18 protein-coding genes are annotated in these 16,328 nt (G+C 41.4%); 13 read left to right on the top strand and 5 right to left on the bottom strand.

Going from position 1 to position 16,328, the window contains the following annotated elements; translation table 11 throughout:
- Positions 1-17: 17 nt before the first annotated feature.
- The gene (locus FGG79_RS08910) at positions 18-1,631 is read left to right on the top strand and encodes a long-chain fatty acid--CoA ligase (protein WP_138777341.1); all 1,614 of its coding nucleotides are present in this window, start codon (positions 18-20) and stop codon (positions 1,629-1,631) included.
- 117 nt (positions 1,632-1,748) lie between these two features.
- Positions 1,749-2,543: an enoyl-CoA hydratase gene (locus FGG79_RS08905; protein ID WP_171050846.1), complete on the top strand. Its 795-nt coding sequence runs from the start codon at positions 1,749-1,751 to the stop codon at positions 2,541-2,543.
- A gap of 128 nt (positions 2,544-2,671) precedes the next feature.
- On the opposite strand, the gene FGG79_RS08900 is transcribed toward FGG79_RS08905, so the two are convergent.
- Positions 2,672-2,857, bottom strand: a complete 186-nt coding sequence (locus tag FGG79_RS08900; RefSeq protein WP_138777339.1) for a YhzD family protein — start codon at positions 2,855-2,857, stop codon at positions 2,672-2,674.
- Positions 2,858-3,050: 193 nt separating this feature from the next.
- Between FGG79_RS08900 and FGG79_RS08895 the strand changes: the two genes are divergently transcribed.
- From FGG79_RS08895 to FGG79_RS08865, 7 genes are all read left to right on the top strand, one after another.
- Positions 3,051-3,950 carry an ABC transporter ATP-binding protein gene (locus FGG79_RS08895; RefSeq protein WP_138777338.1) on the top strand — a complete coding sequence of 300 codons (900 nt, stop codon included), beginning with the start codon at positions 3,051-3,053 and terminating at the stop codon, positions 3,948-3,950.
- The gene (locus FGG79_RS08890; protein WP_138777337.1) at positions 3,943-5,193 is read left to right on the top strand and encodes an ABC transporter permease; all 1,251 of its coding nucleotides are present in this window, start codon (positions 3,943-3,945) and stop codon (positions 5,191-5,193) included. Before FGG79_RS08895 ends, FGG79_RS08890 begins: the two co-directional genes overlap by 8 nt.
- Before the next feature lie 145 nt (positions 5,194-5,338).
- Entirely contained in the window at positions 5,339-6,544 is a 1,206-nt protein-coding gene (locus FGG79_RS08885; protein WP_138777336.1) for a metallophosphoesterase family protein, read from the top strand.
- 17 nt (positions 6,545-6,561) lie between these two features.
- Entirely contained in the window at positions 6,562-9,537 is a 2,976-nt protein-coding gene (locus FGG79_RS08880; protein ID WP_171050845.1) for an AAA family ATPase, read from the top strand.
- Positions 9,538-9,680: 143 nt separating this feature from the next.
- On the top strand, positions 9,681-10,886 hold the full coding sequence (locus tag FGG79_RS08875) for an MFS transporter (protein WP_138777334.1): 1,206 nt from the start codon (positions 9,681-9,683) through the stop codon (positions 10,884-10,886).
- A 185-nt stretch (positions 10,887-11,071) separates the two neighbouring features.
- Complete coding sequence (gene yhaM, locus FGG79_RS08870) at positions 11,072-12,013, top strand: 3'-5' exoribonuclease YhaM (RefSeq protein ID WP_138777333.1); 942 nt, start codon at positions 11,072-11,074, stop codon at positions 12,011-12,013.
- A gap of 117 nt (positions 12,014-12,130) precedes the next feature.
- Positions 12,131-12,310: a sporulation YhaL family protein gene (locus FGG79_RS08865; protein WP_219165677.1), complete on the top strand. Its 180-nt coding sequence runs from the start codon at positions 12,131-12,133 to the stop codon at positions 12,308-12,310.
- Positions 12,311-12,365: 55 nt separating this feature from the next.
- Here FGG79_RS08865 and FGG79_RS08860 read toward each other — a convergent pair whose 3' ends face one another.
- On the bottom strand, positions 12,366-13,316 hold the full coding sequence (locus tag FGG79_RS08860) for a peptidylprolyl isomerase (protein ID WP_138777331.1): 951 nt from the start codon (positions 13,314-13,316) through the stop codon (positions 12,366-12,368).
- Between the two features lie 187 nt (positions 13,317-13,503).
- Between FGG79_RS08860 and FGG79_RS08855 the strand changes: the two genes are divergently transcribed.
- The 3 genes from FGG79_RS08855 to FGG79_RS08845 all read left to right on the top strand — a co-directional run bounded on the left by FGG79_RS08855 (position 13,504) and on the right by FGG79_RS08845 (position 13,966).
- On the top strand, positions 13,504-13,590 hold the full coding sequence (locus FGG79_RS08855) for a YjcZ family sporulation protein (protein ID WP_138777695.1): 87 nt from the start codon (positions 13,504-13,506) through the stop codon (positions 13,588-13,590).
- Between the two features lie 88 nt (positions 13,591-13,678).
- Positions 13,679-13,762, top strand: coding sequence for a YjcZ family sporulation protein (locus FGG79_RS08850; RefSeq protein ID WP_032089274.1), 84 nt, complete (start codon positions 13,679-13,681; stop codon positions 13,760-13,762).
- Positions 13,763-13,879: 117 nt separating this feature from the next.
- Positions 13,880-13,966, top strand: a complete 87-nt coding sequence (locus tag FGG79_RS08845) for a YjcZ family sporulation protein (protein WP_082051156.1) — start codon at positions 13,880-13,882, stop codon at positions 13,964-13,966.
- Between the two features lie 262 nt (positions 13,967-14,228).
- Here the strand turns inward: FGG79_RS08845 and FGG79_RS22110 are convergent, their stop codons facing one another.
- Entirely contained in the window at positions 14,229-14,408 is a 180-nt protein-coding gene (locus FGG79_RS22110) for a hypothetical protein (protein WP_138777330.1), read from the bottom strand.
- A gap of 198 nt (positions 14,409-14,606) precedes the next feature.
- Positions 14,607-15,143: a DUF3267 domain-containing protein gene (locus FGG79_RS08835; protein ID WP_138777329.1), complete on the bottom strand. Its 537-nt coding sequence runs from the start codon at positions 15,141-15,143 to the stop codon at positions 14,607-14,609.
- A gap of 183 nt (positions 15,144-15,326) precedes the next feature.
- On the opposite strand from FGG79_RS08835, the gene FGG79_RS08830 reads away from it, so the two are divergent.
- Complete coding sequence (locus tag FGG79_RS08830; protein WP_138777328.1) at positions 15,327-15,656, top strand: DUF1878 family protein; 330 nt, start codon at positions 15,327-15,329, stop codon at positions 15,654-15,656.
- Between the two features lies 1 nt (position 15,657).
- Here the strand turns inward: FGG79_RS08830 and FGG79_RS08825 are convergent, their stop codons facing one another.
- Positions 15,658-16,233: an HTH-type transcriptional regulator Hpr gene (locus FGG79_RS08825; RefSeq protein ID WP_138777693.1), complete on the bottom strand. Its 576-nt coding sequence runs from the start codon at positions 16,231-16,233 to the stop codon at positions 15,658-15,660.
- Positions 16,234-16,328: the final 95 nt, after the last annotated feature.

The following is a 16,328-nucleotide window of genomic DNA, read 5'->3' as shown; positions in this document are numbered from 1 at the left end:
GAGGGGAGAGATCGAATATGATGCAAACACCTCTGCTTCTTACACAAATGATAGAACGAGCTGAAAAATATTTTCCGAAGAAAGAAATTGTTTCACGCACCGAGTCCGGGATCAACCGCTTCACGTATAAACAGTGGGGGGAACGGACGAGGAGACTGGCAAGCAGCCTATCAAAACTCGGAATTGAAGAAGGAGATAAGGTCGGCACACTTGCCTGGAATCATCATCGGCATCTTGAAGCATACTTTGCGATCCCATGTAGTGGAGCCGTACTACATACGATCAATATTCGTCTATCGCCTCAACACATCATTTATATTATCAATCATGCCAAAGATCAAGTCTTGCTTATCGATCCTGATATTGTTCCGCTAATTGAGAAGATTAAAGACCAGCTATCAACTGTTAAAGCCTTCATTGTGATGACTGATGGAGACTTGCCTGAGACGTCTTTAGAGCCTGTTTATCACTACGAAAGATTACTTGAAGAGGGAGATCCATCCTTCGAATTCAGGAAAGACATCGATGAAAATTCTCCTGCAGGAATGTGCTATACTTCCGCCACTACAGGCAATCCAAAAGGAGTCATCTATTCTCATCGTGGAATCGTGTTACATGCGATGGCTTTAGGGCTCGCTGATACAACTGGCGTCAGCGAAAGAGATGTTGCTCTCCCAGTCGTACCGATGTTTCATGTGAACGCATGGGGGCTTCCCTTCGCGTCGGTATGGTTCGGTACAAAGCAGGTTCTCCCGGGACCTTATTTCACGCCGGGGTTACTAGCCCAGTTAATGCAGGATGAGAAAGTAACCATTTCTGCAGGGGTGCCGACGATTTGGCTTGGACTATTAAATGAACTGGAAACGAATGATTATGATCTTTCCAGTCTTCGTTCCGTACTATGTGGAGGATCAGCTGCCCCTAAAGGAATGATTCGGTCGTTTGAAGAGAAATTCGGCATACCCTTTATGCATGCATATGGGATGACAGAAACAAGCCCACTTGCAGTAATCGCTGCATCAAAAAGCTATCATGATGATCTTTCTGAAGAAGAGAAACTCGACTTGAAAGCAAAACAAGGAATCCTGGTCCCAGGCTTGGACATGAAAATCGTCGGGAAAGACGGGGAAGTGGCTTGGGATGGTATTGAAATGGGAGAGCTTGCCTTAAGGGGCCCTTGGATTGCCTCTGAGTACTATGAGGATGAAAGGACGCAGGATGCGTTCCGAGATGGCTGGTTATATACAGGTGATGTTGTCACTATTGATGAAGAAGGCTATATTAAAATCGTTGACCGAACGAAAGACCTGATTAAATCGGGCGGAGAGTGGATTTCTTCAGTAGATCTTGAAAATGCACTCATGGCCCATGAGCTTATCTTTGAAGCCGCAGTCGTAGCAGTTCCCCATGAGGAATGGCAGGAACGGCCAATTGCATGTGTCGTGTTAAAGGAATCAGGCAAGGGAAGTGTATCCAAAGAGGAAATCATAGATTTCTTGAAGCCGCAGTTTGCCAAATGGTGGCTGCCGGATGAAATTCTATTCCTTGATGAAATTCCTAAAACGTCCGTAGGGAAATTCCTAAAGAGAGCCCTTCGTGATCAGGTTCAGAACCAAATGAAACAAAAATAGTCAGTACGAGAGGTTGGCTAGGAGATTGATCTCTCGTTTGAATAGTTAAACTATTCGAATTAATTGTTCCTGAAATTTGAAATTTACGCTATGCTTGGAGAAAGGGGAGGGATTTTTTTGACAGTGTCAAATCAATATGAAACAGTAAAATTACATAAGGAGGGGAAAGTGGCGAGGCTTAAGCTGAATCGGCCTCAATCCCTGAACGCATTGGATGCCGGTCTGATGAGAGAGCTGCTTGCAGCATTGAAGGAAGTGAAAAATGATCCGTCGATTTCATTATTGGTCCTAACAGGTGAAGGAAAGGGGTTTTCATCAGGTGGCGATATTAAATCCATGCTTTCATTGAGTGGCGAGACGCAGTTCAGCGAGATTATGGATACGATCAGTGAACTGGTGATGACCCTTTATTCCATGCCGAAAGTGGTCCTAACAGGTATTCATGGGGCAGCTGCAGGTCTTGGATTGAGTCTCGCTCTCGCTTCCGACTATATCTTATGCGAAGAAGACAGCAAGCTCGCCATGAATTTCATCGGCATCGCTTTGATTCCAGATGGAGGAAGTCATTTTCTTCTTCAAGAGAGATTGGGAACACATAAAGCGAAACGGTTGATTTGGAACGGAAAGGTATTCGAAGGCCAAGAAGCATTGATGAAAGGCCTGGTCGACGAAGCGATTCCTTCAGGGAAATTGGAGGAAGGCATCGAGCGCTATACGAAACAGGTATTGGCTGCGCCGACGAAAGCTATGTTGAAAACGAAAGAAATATATGTTTCATTGAACAAAGCCAAGCTCCAGCATGCACTGGATCTTGAAAAAGAAGGTCAATGGCTCATGCGTCAAACATCCGATCACCAGGAGGGGATTCAGGCATTTGTTGAAAAACGAAGACCTGTATTCAAGGGAGAATAATATTGATAAGAACTAACCTTAGGAGGGTTGGTTCTTTTTTCGTTGGTGCTGATCATGATTTCTTTTGTGGAGTTTGATAAAAAAAGCATGACAAGACACATGATGCGACTTGTCATGCCTTGACCCCCTTATACATGAAACAGCAGAAGTTTCCCGAGAGGAGACGTACAGCGGTGGGTATGCTCAGAATAGCCTTTTTCTTCTAACATGGTTTCCCCCATTTTCTTCGCGTCGCTATCAGTTGAAGCTTCGAATGATTCATCCAAGATTTTTTTTCCGTCTTTTTCAAAAACCGTCAGTTTGTATACGTTCATTTTTGTTTACCCCTTTGTATTGAAGTATGTACTCTTTTATTTTTTCATACTATCATTTTTTTGGGAAGTCTAAATAGTTTGATAATGAAAAAATATTGGAAAATGAAACCTTTTTATGAGTAGAATCGTAGAGTACTATTGAGAAAAAGGATGATGTGTAGACATCAATGGGTAATAGGAGGGAGATGGTGATATGAGTTTGCGAATACAACAAGTAACTAAAAAATTTGGGAGTTTTACAGCGGTTGACGAGCTATCACTTGAAATTCCACCGAGTGAAATGTTCGGGTTTCTTGGAGCGAATGGAGCAGGGAAAACGACGACGTTTCGAATGGTGCTGGGATTGTTAGATGCAACAGAAGGACAAATCACATGGAACGGGAAAGGGATTGATTATTCCACAAGTCCCGAGATCGGTTATTTGCCTGAAGAAAGAGGACTGTACCCAAAAATGAAGGTAAGCGATCAAATCGTCTATTTGGCCCGTCTTCGGGGAATGGAAAAGAAGACGATCCTGATGGAATTGGAATACTGGCTAGAGCGTTTCAATGTTCCTCAATACCTGAATAAGAAAGTGGAAGAACTGTCAAAAGGAAATCAGCAAAAAATTCAATTTATCGCATCGGTCATTCATAAACCGAAATTACTGATCTTAGATGAGCCGTTTAGTGGTCTTGATCCGGTGAATGTCGAGCTCTTGAAGGACGCCGTCAGGGAAATCAAGAAGAACGGAACGACAATCGTATTTTCAAGCCATCGCATGGAGCATGTGGAAGAGCTTTGTGAAAGCTTGTGCATCATGCATAAAGGGCGTCCAGTGGTGCATGGCGGGCTGAAGGAAATCAAGCGCTCTTTTGGAAAGAAGAATGTAGTGATTCATGCAGACTTTGATCTCACGTTCCTGAAGGGAAAGGATGGGGTTGTGAAATTGAAGGAAACAACAGAAGGGATCCTCCTTCAAGTGGAATCAGAGGCAGCAGCAGAAAGCGTCTTTCATGACGTGGTTCAAAAGGGATTCCTTCGTAAATTCGAATTAGAGGAACCTTCTCTAAACGATATCTTTATAGAAAAGGTGGGGACCTCTTATGAATAATTTCTTCTTAATGCTCGGTCATTCTTATATGTCTAAGCTCAAAGCGAAGTCGTTTATCATATCTACAGTTATCATAGCTGCGGCACTCGTGCTTCTGGCGAATTTTGATAGTGTGATTTCGAACTTCACCGGTGATGAGGTGAATAAGGTAGCAGTACAGGATGAATCGGGCAAATTGTATAAGCCACTCGTTCAGCAACTAAACGTCATGAATAGTGAGCTTCAATTAGAACCTGCCTCCCAGTCGACGGAAAAGATCGAGAGCGAAATCGAATCTGAAGAACTCAAGGGATTACTGATTTTGAGTGAAAGTCCAGACGGCCTTCCACAAGCCTTATTTAAATCGAATTCATTATCAGACTCTACCGTGACTGGAGAACTTCAAGTTGCCCTGCAAAATGTGAAATCTTCTCTAGCTGCCAGTAAACTTGAGCTGTCAGGTGAAGAATTGACATTGTTAAGCGGACCGGTTGTCTTTGAAAAGGAGGCCTTGGTTGAAGGAGCAAAGTCTGAAGAAGAATTAAGTCAGGCACGGGGCATAGTCTATGTCCTTTTATTCTTCATTTATTTTTCAGTGATTGCATATGCGAACATGACCGCTATGGAAGTGGCGACAGAGAAGAGTTCGCGCGTCATGGAGATCCTTATTTCAAGCGTGTCTCCAGTGAAACAAATGTTTGCCAAGATCATCGGGATCGGTCTCGTAGGTTTAACTCAATTAGCCGTCATCCTCGGAGTTGGTTATTTTACGATGATCCGAAAGAAAGATGAGTTGGTTGGAGGTTTTTTTGATGGTTTCGGCTTTGAATCCTTGTCGATCAGCGTCATTATATATGCCATCATATTCTTTTTACTAGGGTATTTTCTTTACGCTACACTTGCCGCATTATTGGGATCACTTGTTAGCAGAATCGAGGATGTTCAGCAGATGATCATGCCGATGACATTCCTGATTATGATTGGATTCTTCATCTCCATGTTTGGGCTAGGAAATCCTGAATCAAGCTTCGTTACGGTGACGTCTTATATCCCGTTTTTCACGCCGATGGTCATGTTCCTTCGTGTGGGGATGCTAAATCTACCAGTGTATGAGCCGATCATCGGCATTTTGCTTCTTCTTGTGAGTATCACTCTATTAGGCGTGTTTGGTGCACGTGTCTATCGTGGAGGTGTCCTTCTTTATGGGAAATCGAATTCCTATAAAGATATTAAGAAAGCAATCGATTTAACATCAAAAAAATAATGGATGAAGAAAGGCTGTCTCGGTATTAGAGGCAGCTTTTTCTATGAATCGTGTAAATTAAGAATACATACTGAAATATTCCCCTGTTTTAGGATATAATGAAAGAATATAAGAACGTACATTCGTAGAATAGGGAGGGGATTTCATGGAAAGTATTCGGTTTTTTCATGTAGCTGACTTACATTTGGACAGTCCATTTAAAGGACTTAAGCATTTACCTAATGAGGTGTTTGAACGCATTCAAAATAGTACCTTCGTCTCTTTTGATAAAGTGGTTAAAGAGGCGATTGCAAGACAGATCGATTTCATGATCATAAGCGGAGACCTGTTTGACGAAGAAGATCGGAGCATTCGGGCTCAGGCCAAGTTACTGAAACAATGTAATCTCTTAAGGGCAAACAATATTCCTGTTTACGTCATTCATGGCAACCATGATCATTTGGGGAGCCATCGATTAGAGCTCGATATGCCGGACAATATACATATCTTCCGAGAGGAGACAGAAGTAAAACAGCATATCACTAATAATGGGACAATGGTCGACATTGCCGGATTTAGTTATGGTTCAAGGCATATTAAAGAAAGACGGATTGCAGGCTACCCTAAACGGACAGGCGATCGCTATATGATCGGAATTCTTCATGGAAGTGAAGGAAGCATTCACTCGTCTCATGAAACGTATGCCCCATTTTCCATAGACGAACTGTTGGAGAAGAAGTACCATTACTGGGCGCTTGGGCACATACATGATCGGCGTATTTTACATGAAGAGCCATTTATCGTCTACCCAGGTAACATCCAGGGAAGGCACCGTAAGGAAACGGGGCCAAAGGGGTGCTATGAAGTCGTACTGAATCAGCATCATACAGAGCTCACGTTTATACCTACACATGACTTGATGTGGGAAGTGTGCAACGTATCCCTTCAAGGGACAGAGCGGTTTGGAGAGGTTTTTCAGCGAATTCACCAGTCAATGGATTCTATGACCGGGGACAGGTTAATTGAAATCGTCTTAACGGATGTGGAATCATTGTCCCAGGAAATGAGGGTTAGAATCGAAAATGGAGATCTCTTAGAGGCGCTTCAATCCGACTATGAGTGGCAAGGGGAGTTGAAATGGGTCCATAGCATACGCAAAGGTTCTGCTAATATCGGTCTCGGCAGTGAGCAGGATCCATTCAAACAGGAAGTCATGCTCACCCTCCAAGCGATGACTGGGGATGAGTGGGAGGAAGTCCTTGCAGAACTCTATGAGCATCCGTCCATTTATCGATTTCTAGATCCTCTAGAGGGAGATGATAAGAACTCTTTAATAGAAGAAACAGAGCATTTACTGCACAATAAAGGCTGAGAATGGAGGTGGAGGAGTTGAAATTACTCGAACTTCATATTTACGGATATGGAAAAATAGAAAACAAGCACTATAGATTAGGGGATATCCAATTATTCTATGGAGAAAATGAAGCAGGTAAATCGACGATCATGTCATTTATTCATAGCATTCTATTTGGATTTCCAACCAAGCAGCAATCACTTCTGAGATATGTGCCGAAATCATCGTCTACGTACGGAGGGAAACTCTTGTGCGAAATCGATAGTCATGGGATTGTGAGCATTGAGCGTACGAAAGGAAAAGCAACAGGGGATGTAACCATCCAATTTGAAGACGGAAGGACGGAAGGGGAAGAGACCCTTCAACAATTGCTTGGGAAAATGGATAGAGCAACTTATCAAAATATCTTCTCATTCAACCTTGAGGGACTTCAAAACATCCAGCGCCTCAAAAAAGAAGAACTAAACCGCTACCTCTTCTCGGCTGGCTCCACAGGGACTGACTTCCTTTTACAAAAGGAGCAGGATTGGCAGAAAGAAAGGGAGCAGCTATTTAAGAAATCCGGCCGAAAACCCCGAATCAATATGGTGTTGACGGAATTAAAATCCCTTGAGAAGGACGTAAGGGAAGGAAAAGAAAAAAATGAGCAGTATGGTCCTTTGATAGTGAAGCGTCAATTGTTGGAAGAACGGATCCTATCGCAGGAATCAGAAAGGGATGTACTGGCTGAAAGAAGAGAGAATCTCGTTTCCGTAAATGAAAATTGGGACACGCTTGTACAATTCAGGGAAGTGAAGGAACGGCTTTCACAGCTCGCAGACATAGAGTTTCCATCAAAAGGGTTAGAACGACTTAATGAGCTGAAGAGTGAAGAAAGACAACTAACGTCCTATTTGGAGACCTTGACAGCTAAACAAGAGAACTTGTTACATAAATTAGAGTCTGAAGATGTCCACGCATCCTTAAGGGATGATATTCCGTTTATGGAAAAGATGTTGTCACAACAGGCATTCTATCTCAAATGGAAAGAAGAAGGCGCAGAACGGAACAGAGAATTGAAAAATATTCGTAGGAAAATCAACGAAACGATCCGGGAATTAGGTTTGCAGGTTGAAATGGAAGATATACCAAAATTGGATACGGGCCTGACGATGTTTGAACATATCCAACAAGCCTTAGATCGACAAACGAAACTCATACATGAGCTGGAAAGCTTGCAAAGGGTATACGAAGGGGAAGAGGAAGAACGACATACCCTAGAGAGAAAATGCGAAATCTTAGAAAACCGGTTAATGGAAGAAGATGAATATCAGGAATTGCAAAGAAAGGTCAAAGCCCACACATCCCAAAAGGCATCACATGACCAGATCCAATGGTTGAATATGCAAGTGAAAGATGCAGAAGAACGTTATAGGAGAAAGAAATCCTCTTTTTCAAAACAGCTTGTCTTAAGCGCTGCAGCACTTCTGCTTTTGCTGGGGCTCGGTGCTTGGAGTGGCGTAAACGGAAATAGCATCTTGTCAGGTGTTAGTCTGCTGATTGTGTTGGTTATTTGTGCTATAGGGATGCTGGCAAAGGGGAATCTCCGGGAAGAATCCCGCATTCTTCAAAGAACGAAGGCAAGAGCAAAAGAGCTTCGACCGGGGGACGTTGACGAAAGTTACAATTTGGATAAAGCAGAACATAACCTGAAGCAGCAAATGGAGTACAGGAATGAATGGAAGCAACGCATCCTTTCATTGGAAGAGCAGGAGGTGAAAATCAACAATTTAAGGAACAGAATGAAGGAAGTAGAGAAAGCGATTCTGCTTGGTGAGGAAGAGATGGCCAACTTAAAAGAAGCAATGCACCTACCTTCAGATTTCCATTGGAAGTGGCTACGGGATGCATTCACTAACATGAAAGAACTTGTTGGCGCATATGAAACCTATGGTGAATTGAATGAAGAAGAAATGCATGTTGTACGGAAAATGAATGATTACGAGGAAGAGAGTCAGAAATGGTTCAAACGACATTCTTTAACGTTTACAACGATAGAGGAAGCCTTGATGAAATGGAAAAGTATCATCCAGGAGGCGGAAAAACGTCAACTGACAAACGAAAATATCGATTCAGAATTAGAGTACCTCTCCTTTGAAATCGAAAAACATACGATTGAGGAGAGAAAGATCAGGGATGAAATAAAATCCCTCCTCCTGACGGCCGATTGCTCTGATGAAATGTACTTTCGAGAAAAGGCTCTTAAATTTGAGGAAAAAACAAGGTTATCGTCACAGTACAGCGGGATGAAGACAAGGCTGACTGAAAGAACTTTTCACACCTTTCTTGAATTTCCCTCCCTTGAAGAGAGCAGGAAAGAACTAAGTCGTGTATCAAAGAAAATAGATGGCCTCTTAATGAATCTTTCCGACCATCAAAAAGAACTTGCCTCCCTTTCATATGAAATCAAGATGCTGGAAGAAGGGAAGAGCTACTCGGGTATCCTTCAAGAGTTTCAAAGCAAGAAAGCTGAGCTGCAGGAGCTTGCCTATGATTGGTCTAAATACACTGTGGCTCAGATGTCATTAAAGAAGACAATGGAAATGTATCAGAAAACGAAAATGCCCAAAGTGTTGGAGATGGCAGAGGATAATTTCAGGGAGTTGACTGAAGGACATTATTATCGCATGTACTTATTGGAAGATGAAATGATCAAAGTGGAGAGGAAAGATGGAGAAGTCTTTCACGCAGTTGAACTCAGTCAAGGAACAAAAGAACAGCTCTACATTGCTATTCGCTTCGCACTCATCCAATCGTTCCATGACAAATATTCGTTACCGGTTTTGATTGATGATGGAGTAGTCAACTTTGACAGGGAAAGAACAAACGCATTTCTGACACTTTTAAGGAAAATGGCAAGACAACATCAAGTGCTATTGTTTACCTGTCATCCCCATATCAAAGAAGCGTTTACAACAGAGGAGACGATTCTATTAAAAAGGATGGGAGAGGAATCGATCACCAACTCCTGATTTTACAAGTGAACGACTCGCAATAAGCTTCAGAATTCGGTACAATTTACAGGGAGTTTCATCAGAGAGAGCATCCATTGCTGACTTACCAGAATGATGTCGGCATGGAGAGAAATGAGTGCTAGAAAGAAGGAACAATTTGTATGACAAAAACAAAAGGATGGAAACGAAATCGGGGACCACTGGCACTACTTAGCTTTAATCTTTTTATCGTTATGGTTGGTATTGGTCTGGTCATTCCCATTCTTCCTTTCTATGTAGAAAAATTCAATGCCAATGCCCAAACACTTGGAGCATTGGTGGCGGTATTTGCTTTTATGCAGTTTTTATTTGCTCCCATTTGGGGGCGTTTGTCTGACAGAATTGGAAGAAAGCCATTGATTACGATCGGGCTTATCGGCTTTGCAGTGGCTGAATTTATTTTCGCCTTCGCTACAGGCTTATGGATGCTTTTCCTGTCGAGAATCCTGGCAGGAATATTCGGTTCAGCTTTAATGCCTACTGCTATGGCCTATGTTTCAGATGTAACGGATGAAGAAAATAGGGGTCAAGGCATGGGTATTCTTGGTGCTTCCATGGGACTTGGGATCGTCATCGGACCTGGAATTGGTGGATGGCTCGCAGAAATTGATCTCTCTTATCCATTTATCTTTGCCGGGATTGCGGCCACGGTTGCTGCCATTGTCTCTGTTATCATACTACCTGAATCCTATCCAAAGGAAAAAAGAAGCTTCGATCTGAATGAAAAGCGAGAGAATCGTTTTGTAGTCATGAAAAATGCTGTCATGAGCCCAGTCGGATTTTTGTTGGTGCTCGTTTTCATAATGAGTTTCGGCTTGGCCAATTTCCAATCCATCTTCAGCTATTATGCGCTGGAGAATTTCGGATATGGGCCTCAGGAAGTGGGGATTATCATTTTGATCATCGGACTCATCGGTACCCTTGTCCAGGGGGTTGGGGTAGGGAGGGCCACGAAGAGGTTCGGTGAAGAAAGAGTTGTGACCGGTTCATTGCTCATTAGTGCATTAGGATTTGTTATCATGAACTTTGCCACTAATTTTGTAGGAGTCCTGATTACTACAGCGGTCTTCTTCATTGGGAATTCGATGCTTCGCCCTTCGTTAAACTCCCTGATTTCAAAATTGGCAGGTGAACGTCAGGGTACGGTGATGGGCCTGAATAATTCGTTTCTCAGTCTTGGAAACGTCGCAGGTCCTTTACTTGCTGGTACACTGTTTGAGTGGAATATTCACATTCCCTACTACTTTGGTGCATTCGTTATGCTCGTAGGCTTGGTGGCGACAAAGGTATGGATAAGCAAGAAACAGAAAAAGACGTTAGTGAATTAAGTTGGAACCGTCTCTGATTAGAGGCGGTTTCTTCTTTTGGTATAGGTGAGAGAGAAGAGGGACAGATCTATAAGGGAGAGTTCGCATTTTGGCACAACAGTCCCCTCACCAGCCCTTTCAACCCTTGTTTCCTATCAAAATATGATATACTAAAAACACGATAAAAGTTGAACGGAGGAGAAGACATGTCTGGTATCACACATTTTAATGTTGGTGAGACGATAGATTTACCCCTTTTAATCAAGCAAATGACAAAAGGCACGACAAATACAGGAAAGCCGTTTTTAACGCTGATTCTGCAAGATAAGAGCGGAGATATGGAAGCGAAGCTTTGGGATGCATCTGAGCAGGATGAGAAGGCTTACCAGCCGGAAACAATTGTAAGGGTCGTCGGTGATATACATAGTTACCGTGGAAAGAGTCAGCTAAAGATCAAACAGATTCGACCGGCATCTCCAACAGACGGTTTTGCGATTTCAGATTTCCTCGAAACAGCTCCAGTGAGTATGGAGGAAATGACGAGTAAGATCACTCAGTATATTTTTGAAATGAGAAATCCAAATATCCAACGAATCACAAGGCATCTGATCAAAAAATACCAAAAGCCTTTCTTTGAATATCCGGCAGCCACAAAGAACCATCATGAATTCGTATCCGGTCTTGCGTATCACGTTGTATCGATGCTTGACCTGTCAAAGGCAATAGCAGGACTGTACCCTTCCCTCGATTCAGACCTTTTGTATGCAGGAGTGATCCTTCATGATTTAGGAAAAGTCATCGAGCTATCAGGTCCAACTTCGACTACCTATACGATCGAAGGGAATTTAATCGGGCACATCTCCATTATGGTGAATGAAATCGGGAAAGCGGCCGATGAGCTGGGAATAGAAGGGGAAGAAGTCATGATCCTTCAACATCTTGTGTTAAGTCATCACGGTAAAGCGGAGTGGGGCAGTCCTAAGCCACCTCTCATCCGTGAGGCCGAGATCTTGCACTACATTGATAATGTGGATGCAAAAATGAATATGCTCGATCGTGCCCTTGAACGGGTGAAACCAGGTGAGTACACAGAAAGAGTATTCGCTCTTGATAATCGTTCCTTCTACAAACCAACGTTTCATAAATGATTAGTGACAGGACCCGGTCAATAGATCGGGTCCTTTTTCAATAATATGGTCATTAATTCATCCTTGTCCTCATATAGTGTAAATAAAAGAGGACAAACCTACAAGGAGATGAAGCAATTGACACTACCTATTTGGATGTATTTGGTTGTAGCAGGGATTTTCGGGAGTGCCTTTATGACGATAAAATCAGCGAAGGAAGAAAAGACGCTGGAAGATGAATGGATTGAAAAAGAAGGAGAAGTTTATATTCATCGCATGGAAGAGGAGAAAGAAAAAAGACGTCAGCTAACGTCTTAATATATCAATCAAAAAGGACTGATGGCCACATATGGCCATCAGTCCTTTTAAGTTACTATTCTTTTTCAGTTGCTGGGGCTTGACCTTCAGGTGCAGGTGTTTCTCCGCCTTCAGGAGCCGCTGGTGGATTCAATACTTGATCAAATGATTTCTTCAAATCTTTATCTTTAATATCAAGATCAGCTTTTTCGATTTCAGCTTTCATCGCTTCCTGGATTTTTTGAGGATCCACTTTGGAAAGCTTCAATTCTTTTTCGATTTCCTTTTTCATTTCGTCAAAGGATTTCTTTTCTTTTTTGTCTGTCACTTCAATTATATGAAAACCATATTCTGTCTTGATCGGCTCGCTTACTTTACCTACTTCAAGAGTGTCCAGAGCCTTTGAGAATTCAGGAACGAAATTTTGACGACCAGCGTAGTCTACCCACCCAAGGCTTCCACCGTTTTCAGTAGAACCGGGATCAGTGGAGTATTCCTTAGCAAGATCTTCGAATTTTGCGCCATCAGCTAATTTTTGCTTTACTTCTTTAGCCGTCTTTTCATCTTCTACAAGGATATGACGTACCTGAATGTCCGGCTTCCATTTCTCGAAGTAATCTTTAACCTCTTTATCCGTTACTTTCACATCGGAAATTGCCGCTTTTTCTTGAAGTAATTGTAGCTTTAAGTACTGTTTGAATGATTTTTCATCCAGATTATATTGTTTTAAGAACATATCGAATTGAGGACCCAATTGATCTTTCGCCTCATTCAGCTTTTCATCAACTTCCTCTTTAGACACATCATACTTTTCTTCAAGTACTTTTGTATAAACTAGTTCCTGAAGGGCTTGTTCCATTTGTGGAGTGAATTTTTGCTTCATTGATTTGAAAAGTTCATCTTTTGTTACGTCTCCAGCTTTAGTTGTTGCAACAACGTCACTGCTTCCATCTGCACCGTCTCCGCTACATCCAGCAAGTCCAACGACTCCAGCAGCCAAAGATACTGAAATGATCCATTTTTTCATGGTGACCAACTCCTACAATATATTCGTTTGATAGCTTGTCAAATTTCTACAAACCATACTATAACACACTTTTTCCATTTTAAAAAATATTTTCCAAACTAATCTTCAGAAAAATGGGCATTTTACACACCCATTTCCTAGGTTCCTTCATATGATAAGAGCGAAGAGAGAAAAGGAGGTAATAAATATGAGCTGTGGATACAATTCCGGATTCGCGTTGATCGTAGTGCTGTTCATCTTATTAATCATCGTTGGTGCCGCATTTATTTGCTAAAAAAAAATTAAATTTTTGACATTACTCCAAGACAAATGGCAACTAACTTGAATAAGATAAATTAGCGCTTCAAAGGAGGTGGAAAGTTATGGGTAATGCTTACGGCGGAGGTTTCGCGTTAATCGTAGTACTGTTCATCCTGTTAATCATTGTGGGTGCAGCATGGCTATAATTTTAGCCTCAGGGAATAGATTCATCGGATAATGACTGTAAGAGGGGGCAATACCTTCAGAAAAGGCTGGCCCCTTTTGCTCATATGGCTTTTCATACATGAAAGGAGGAAGCGCATATGTCAGGTGCTTACGGCGGAGGTTTCGCGTTAATCGTAGTTTTATTCATTTTGTTGATCATCATTGGTGCAGCATACGTTTGCTAATTTAAATAGATAAAATAAGCAGATCCGTTTTTTTTCGGGTCTGCTTTTTACTATGGGGGTCAATGGAGGCATTGATAGTGAAGTGAGGATGACTAGGGATCGTATGAGGATTGCTTAGAGGTCAATACTATCTGATACTGCTACTAGCCCCCCCGCACGTGGTCATAAGTTAAACCTACCAAAAAGGCAACGTTAGCCTTTCCCGTAGGTTTAACTTATGCTTGTCGCCTCTGATCGAGCCGTTTCCGCTTATCTTTGTCTACTATGTAAATAATATCTCAATATAAGAAGAAATCAGCAGTATAGTGATTAGTATATTGATGGTTCTAAACACCTTAGGTTGGCGTTCTTCAGGTATTTCTTTTTGTAAACATAATGCGTTTGTCATTTTATTTATATAAAATAAGATGAAAACAGCAAAAACTAAAAACATGGAGATCATCCAAACCCCTCCCCGTTATCTCCTATAGACTATACATTACCAAATTATTTCTCCGAATGGTAGCGAGAGTACTGCCTAAATCGTCAACAAAGCATTTTAAACAGAAATGCCTGCAGCGTTCTTGAAAATCGCCTCTTTAAAAATGAGAAGGATGATTTCTTCCATCGAGTGAATTACTTCAATGGCCATCCATCATCCTTACTGATAAATCAATATTTCATATCCATCTTCATTTTCTTCAATTAATGCATTCTTTGGAGAATCCATCAGCTGTTTTGCATAAATAAAGTCAATGGCACAGATGCCAGAATGAAATGCGAGCAGCATCGTAAAGTAATGGGAATAATGCGGGAAGTGGAAGCATCCGTATAGCAAAATACTGTTTAATACGAAGAAGGGAGCAACAAGTGCCACCAAATAACGGTATTTTGAAATGGGCTGGTCCACCCGCAATGAAAGTATCGGCAATAGATACAATTTCCGATTGCATTTACACTTTATTTTTTTCACAAACGGTAAAATAGGTACGATGTGAAAAAACTTATGCAATGGATATATACTCATCAGTCCTACGAAAAAGCCAAGAAAATGACTATCGTAGAATGCGCTCGGAAATAGCAAGTTAATCGGTACGTATATAAATGAGAATACCATCATCATGATGATGGATGAAAGTAAAAAGACTCGGTAAAATCCAAATTGTTTTTCCAGGTTGATTGTTTTCCAGCAATGCATAAAAAAATCGCCTCCATTAGACGAATAGTTGTTAATTAAGTGCTTTACATACTTTATTACGATTGCCGGAAAAAATCAATACATTTTGGAACGTTTTTTTCTTATTTTTTTGGGATTGTTTTGAAGACAGGTATGTTATAGTTTTGTACAATAAGAATAAGAGAATTTTAGCAGGTGATTAGTGTGAATGAATTAATAAAAAGAATAGAGAAACTTGAATATTATCAGCGATTGATGGCTGATATGATTCCTGAGAACGGTTTTCCATTTCATCGGTTAATCATTCGAAAAGGGTTATCAGAGAAAGAAGTAATGAGATTCTTCAATACTTGTGATAGATTGAGCATGAAAATTGAAAAGCAAAAAGCGGAAGGATTTGTGTATAATACTCCGCTTTTCAAGGAATTTGAAGCTGAGCTCCATGCAAGTCTTGACGTGCATGAAGTAGTAGATAGCTGCATAACCCAAGACATTTATCCTGCTTTGATGAAACAGTTAAAGAAGAGCTTGTAACTTAAGCCAGTTCTTCTTCATCTTGGAAGAGTTCCCCAAGTTTCCCGTTGTCATCTGAGAAATCATTATCAATATTATGAAACGATTTTTCGAAAATTTCCATAAAGTCATTTCCATAGATATTCCGCACAACCGTCATCATTTCGATCATTTCCGGAAACTTTCCATATAGTTCACGTAAGGGAGAAACGCCTTGGAAGATCGAATGGCTTTCAGGCTTATAGTTCTTCATTAACTCCAGAAGAATTTTTTCCCCTTTATCTGTTAATTGAATATACGTATTCCGCTTATCATTCTCCCGTTTAGAAAACTCCAATAGTTCTCGCTCTTCTAATTTCTTCGAGAAATTAAATGCTGTGGACACATGCATAACACCAAATTTGGCTACGTCCGAAATGGAAGCACCCTTTAAATGATACGCAATCCAGAGAATATGATGTTCATTGATATTTAAGTCGTATGGCTTGATCCATTGCTGCCAGTCCTTTTCGATGGCTTTCCACAAAGCTTTACTAAGCTGAGCCATTCTTTGACTGAAAAGCATTGCCTCTTTTAATGTAAATTCTCTTTCCTTCATCTCATTCACCCACTTTGCTAGAAAATCTTTTTCTGTAGTCTGTTCCGTACTGATGGTTGTATTCAAGAAAGTTTACGCTTTCGTGTAGCCAGTGG

Source organism: Bacillus sp. BHET2 (genome assembly GCF_005938125.1).
Lineage (GTDB): Bacteria > Bacillota > Bacilli > Bacillales > Bacillaceae_B > Rossellomorea.
Note: the sequence above shows the minus strand (reverse complement) of the source record. Positions and strands in the feature narration are given on the sequence as shown.

Bases quoted from the DNA above. Each gene is read 5' to 3' on its own strand.
- FGG79_RS22110 (WP_138777330.1), bottom strand. From the start codon at position 14,408: ATGATCTCCATGTTTTTAGTTTTTGCTGTTTTCATCTTATTTTATATA.
- FGG79_RS08855 (WP_138777695.1), top strand. From the start codon at position 13,504: ATGAGCTGTGGATACAATTCCGGATTCGCGTTGATCGTAGTGCTGTTC.
- FGG79_RS08850 (WP_032089274.1), top strand. From the start codon at position 13,679: ATGGGTAATGCTTACGGCGGAGGTTTCGCGTTAATCGTAGTACTGTTC.
- FGG79_RS08825 (WP_138777693.1), bottom strand. From the start codon at position 16,233: ATGAAGGAAAGAGAATTTACATTAAAAGAGGCAATGCTTTTCAGTCAA.
- FGG79_RS08910 (WP_138777341.1), top strand. From the start codon at position 18: ATGATGCAAACACCTCTGCTTCTTACACAAATGATAGAACGAGCTGAA.
- FGG79_RS08835 (WP_138777329.1), bottom strand. From the start codon at position 15,143: ATGCATTGCTGGAAAACAATCAACCTGGAAAAACAATTTGGATTTTAC.
- FGG79_RS08860 (WP_138777331.1), bottom strand. From the start codon at position 13,316: ATGAAAAAATGGATCATTTCAGTATCTTTGGCTGCTGGAGTCGTTGGA.
- FGG79_RS08900 (WP_138777339.1), bottom strand. From the start codon at position 2,857: ATGAACGTATACAAACTGACGGTTTTTGAAAAAGACGGAAAAAAAATC.
- FGG79_RS08845 (WP_082051156.1), top strand. From the start codon at position 13,880: ATGTCAGGTGCTTACGGCGGAGGTTTCGCGTTAATCGTAGTTTTATTC.
- FGG79_RS08885 (WP_138777336.1), top strand. From the start codon at position 5,339: ATGGAAAGTATTCGGTTTTTTCATGTAGCTGACTTACATTTGGACAGT.
- FGG79_RS08890 (WP_138777337.1), top strand. From the start codon at position 3,943: ATGAATAATTTCTTCTTAATGCTCGGTCATTCTTATATGTCTAAGCTC.
- yhaM (WP_138777333.1), top strand. From the start codon at position 11,072: ATGTCTGGTATCACACATTTTAATGTTGGTGAGACGATAGATTTACCC.
- FGG79_RS08875 (WP_138777334.1), top strand. From the start codon at position 9,681: ATGACAAAAACAAAAGGATGGAAACGAAATCGGGGACCACTGGCACTA.
- FGG79_RS08895 (WP_138777338.1), top strand. From the start codon at position 3,051: ATGAGTTTGCGAATACAACAAGTAACTAAAAAATTTGGGAGTTTTACA.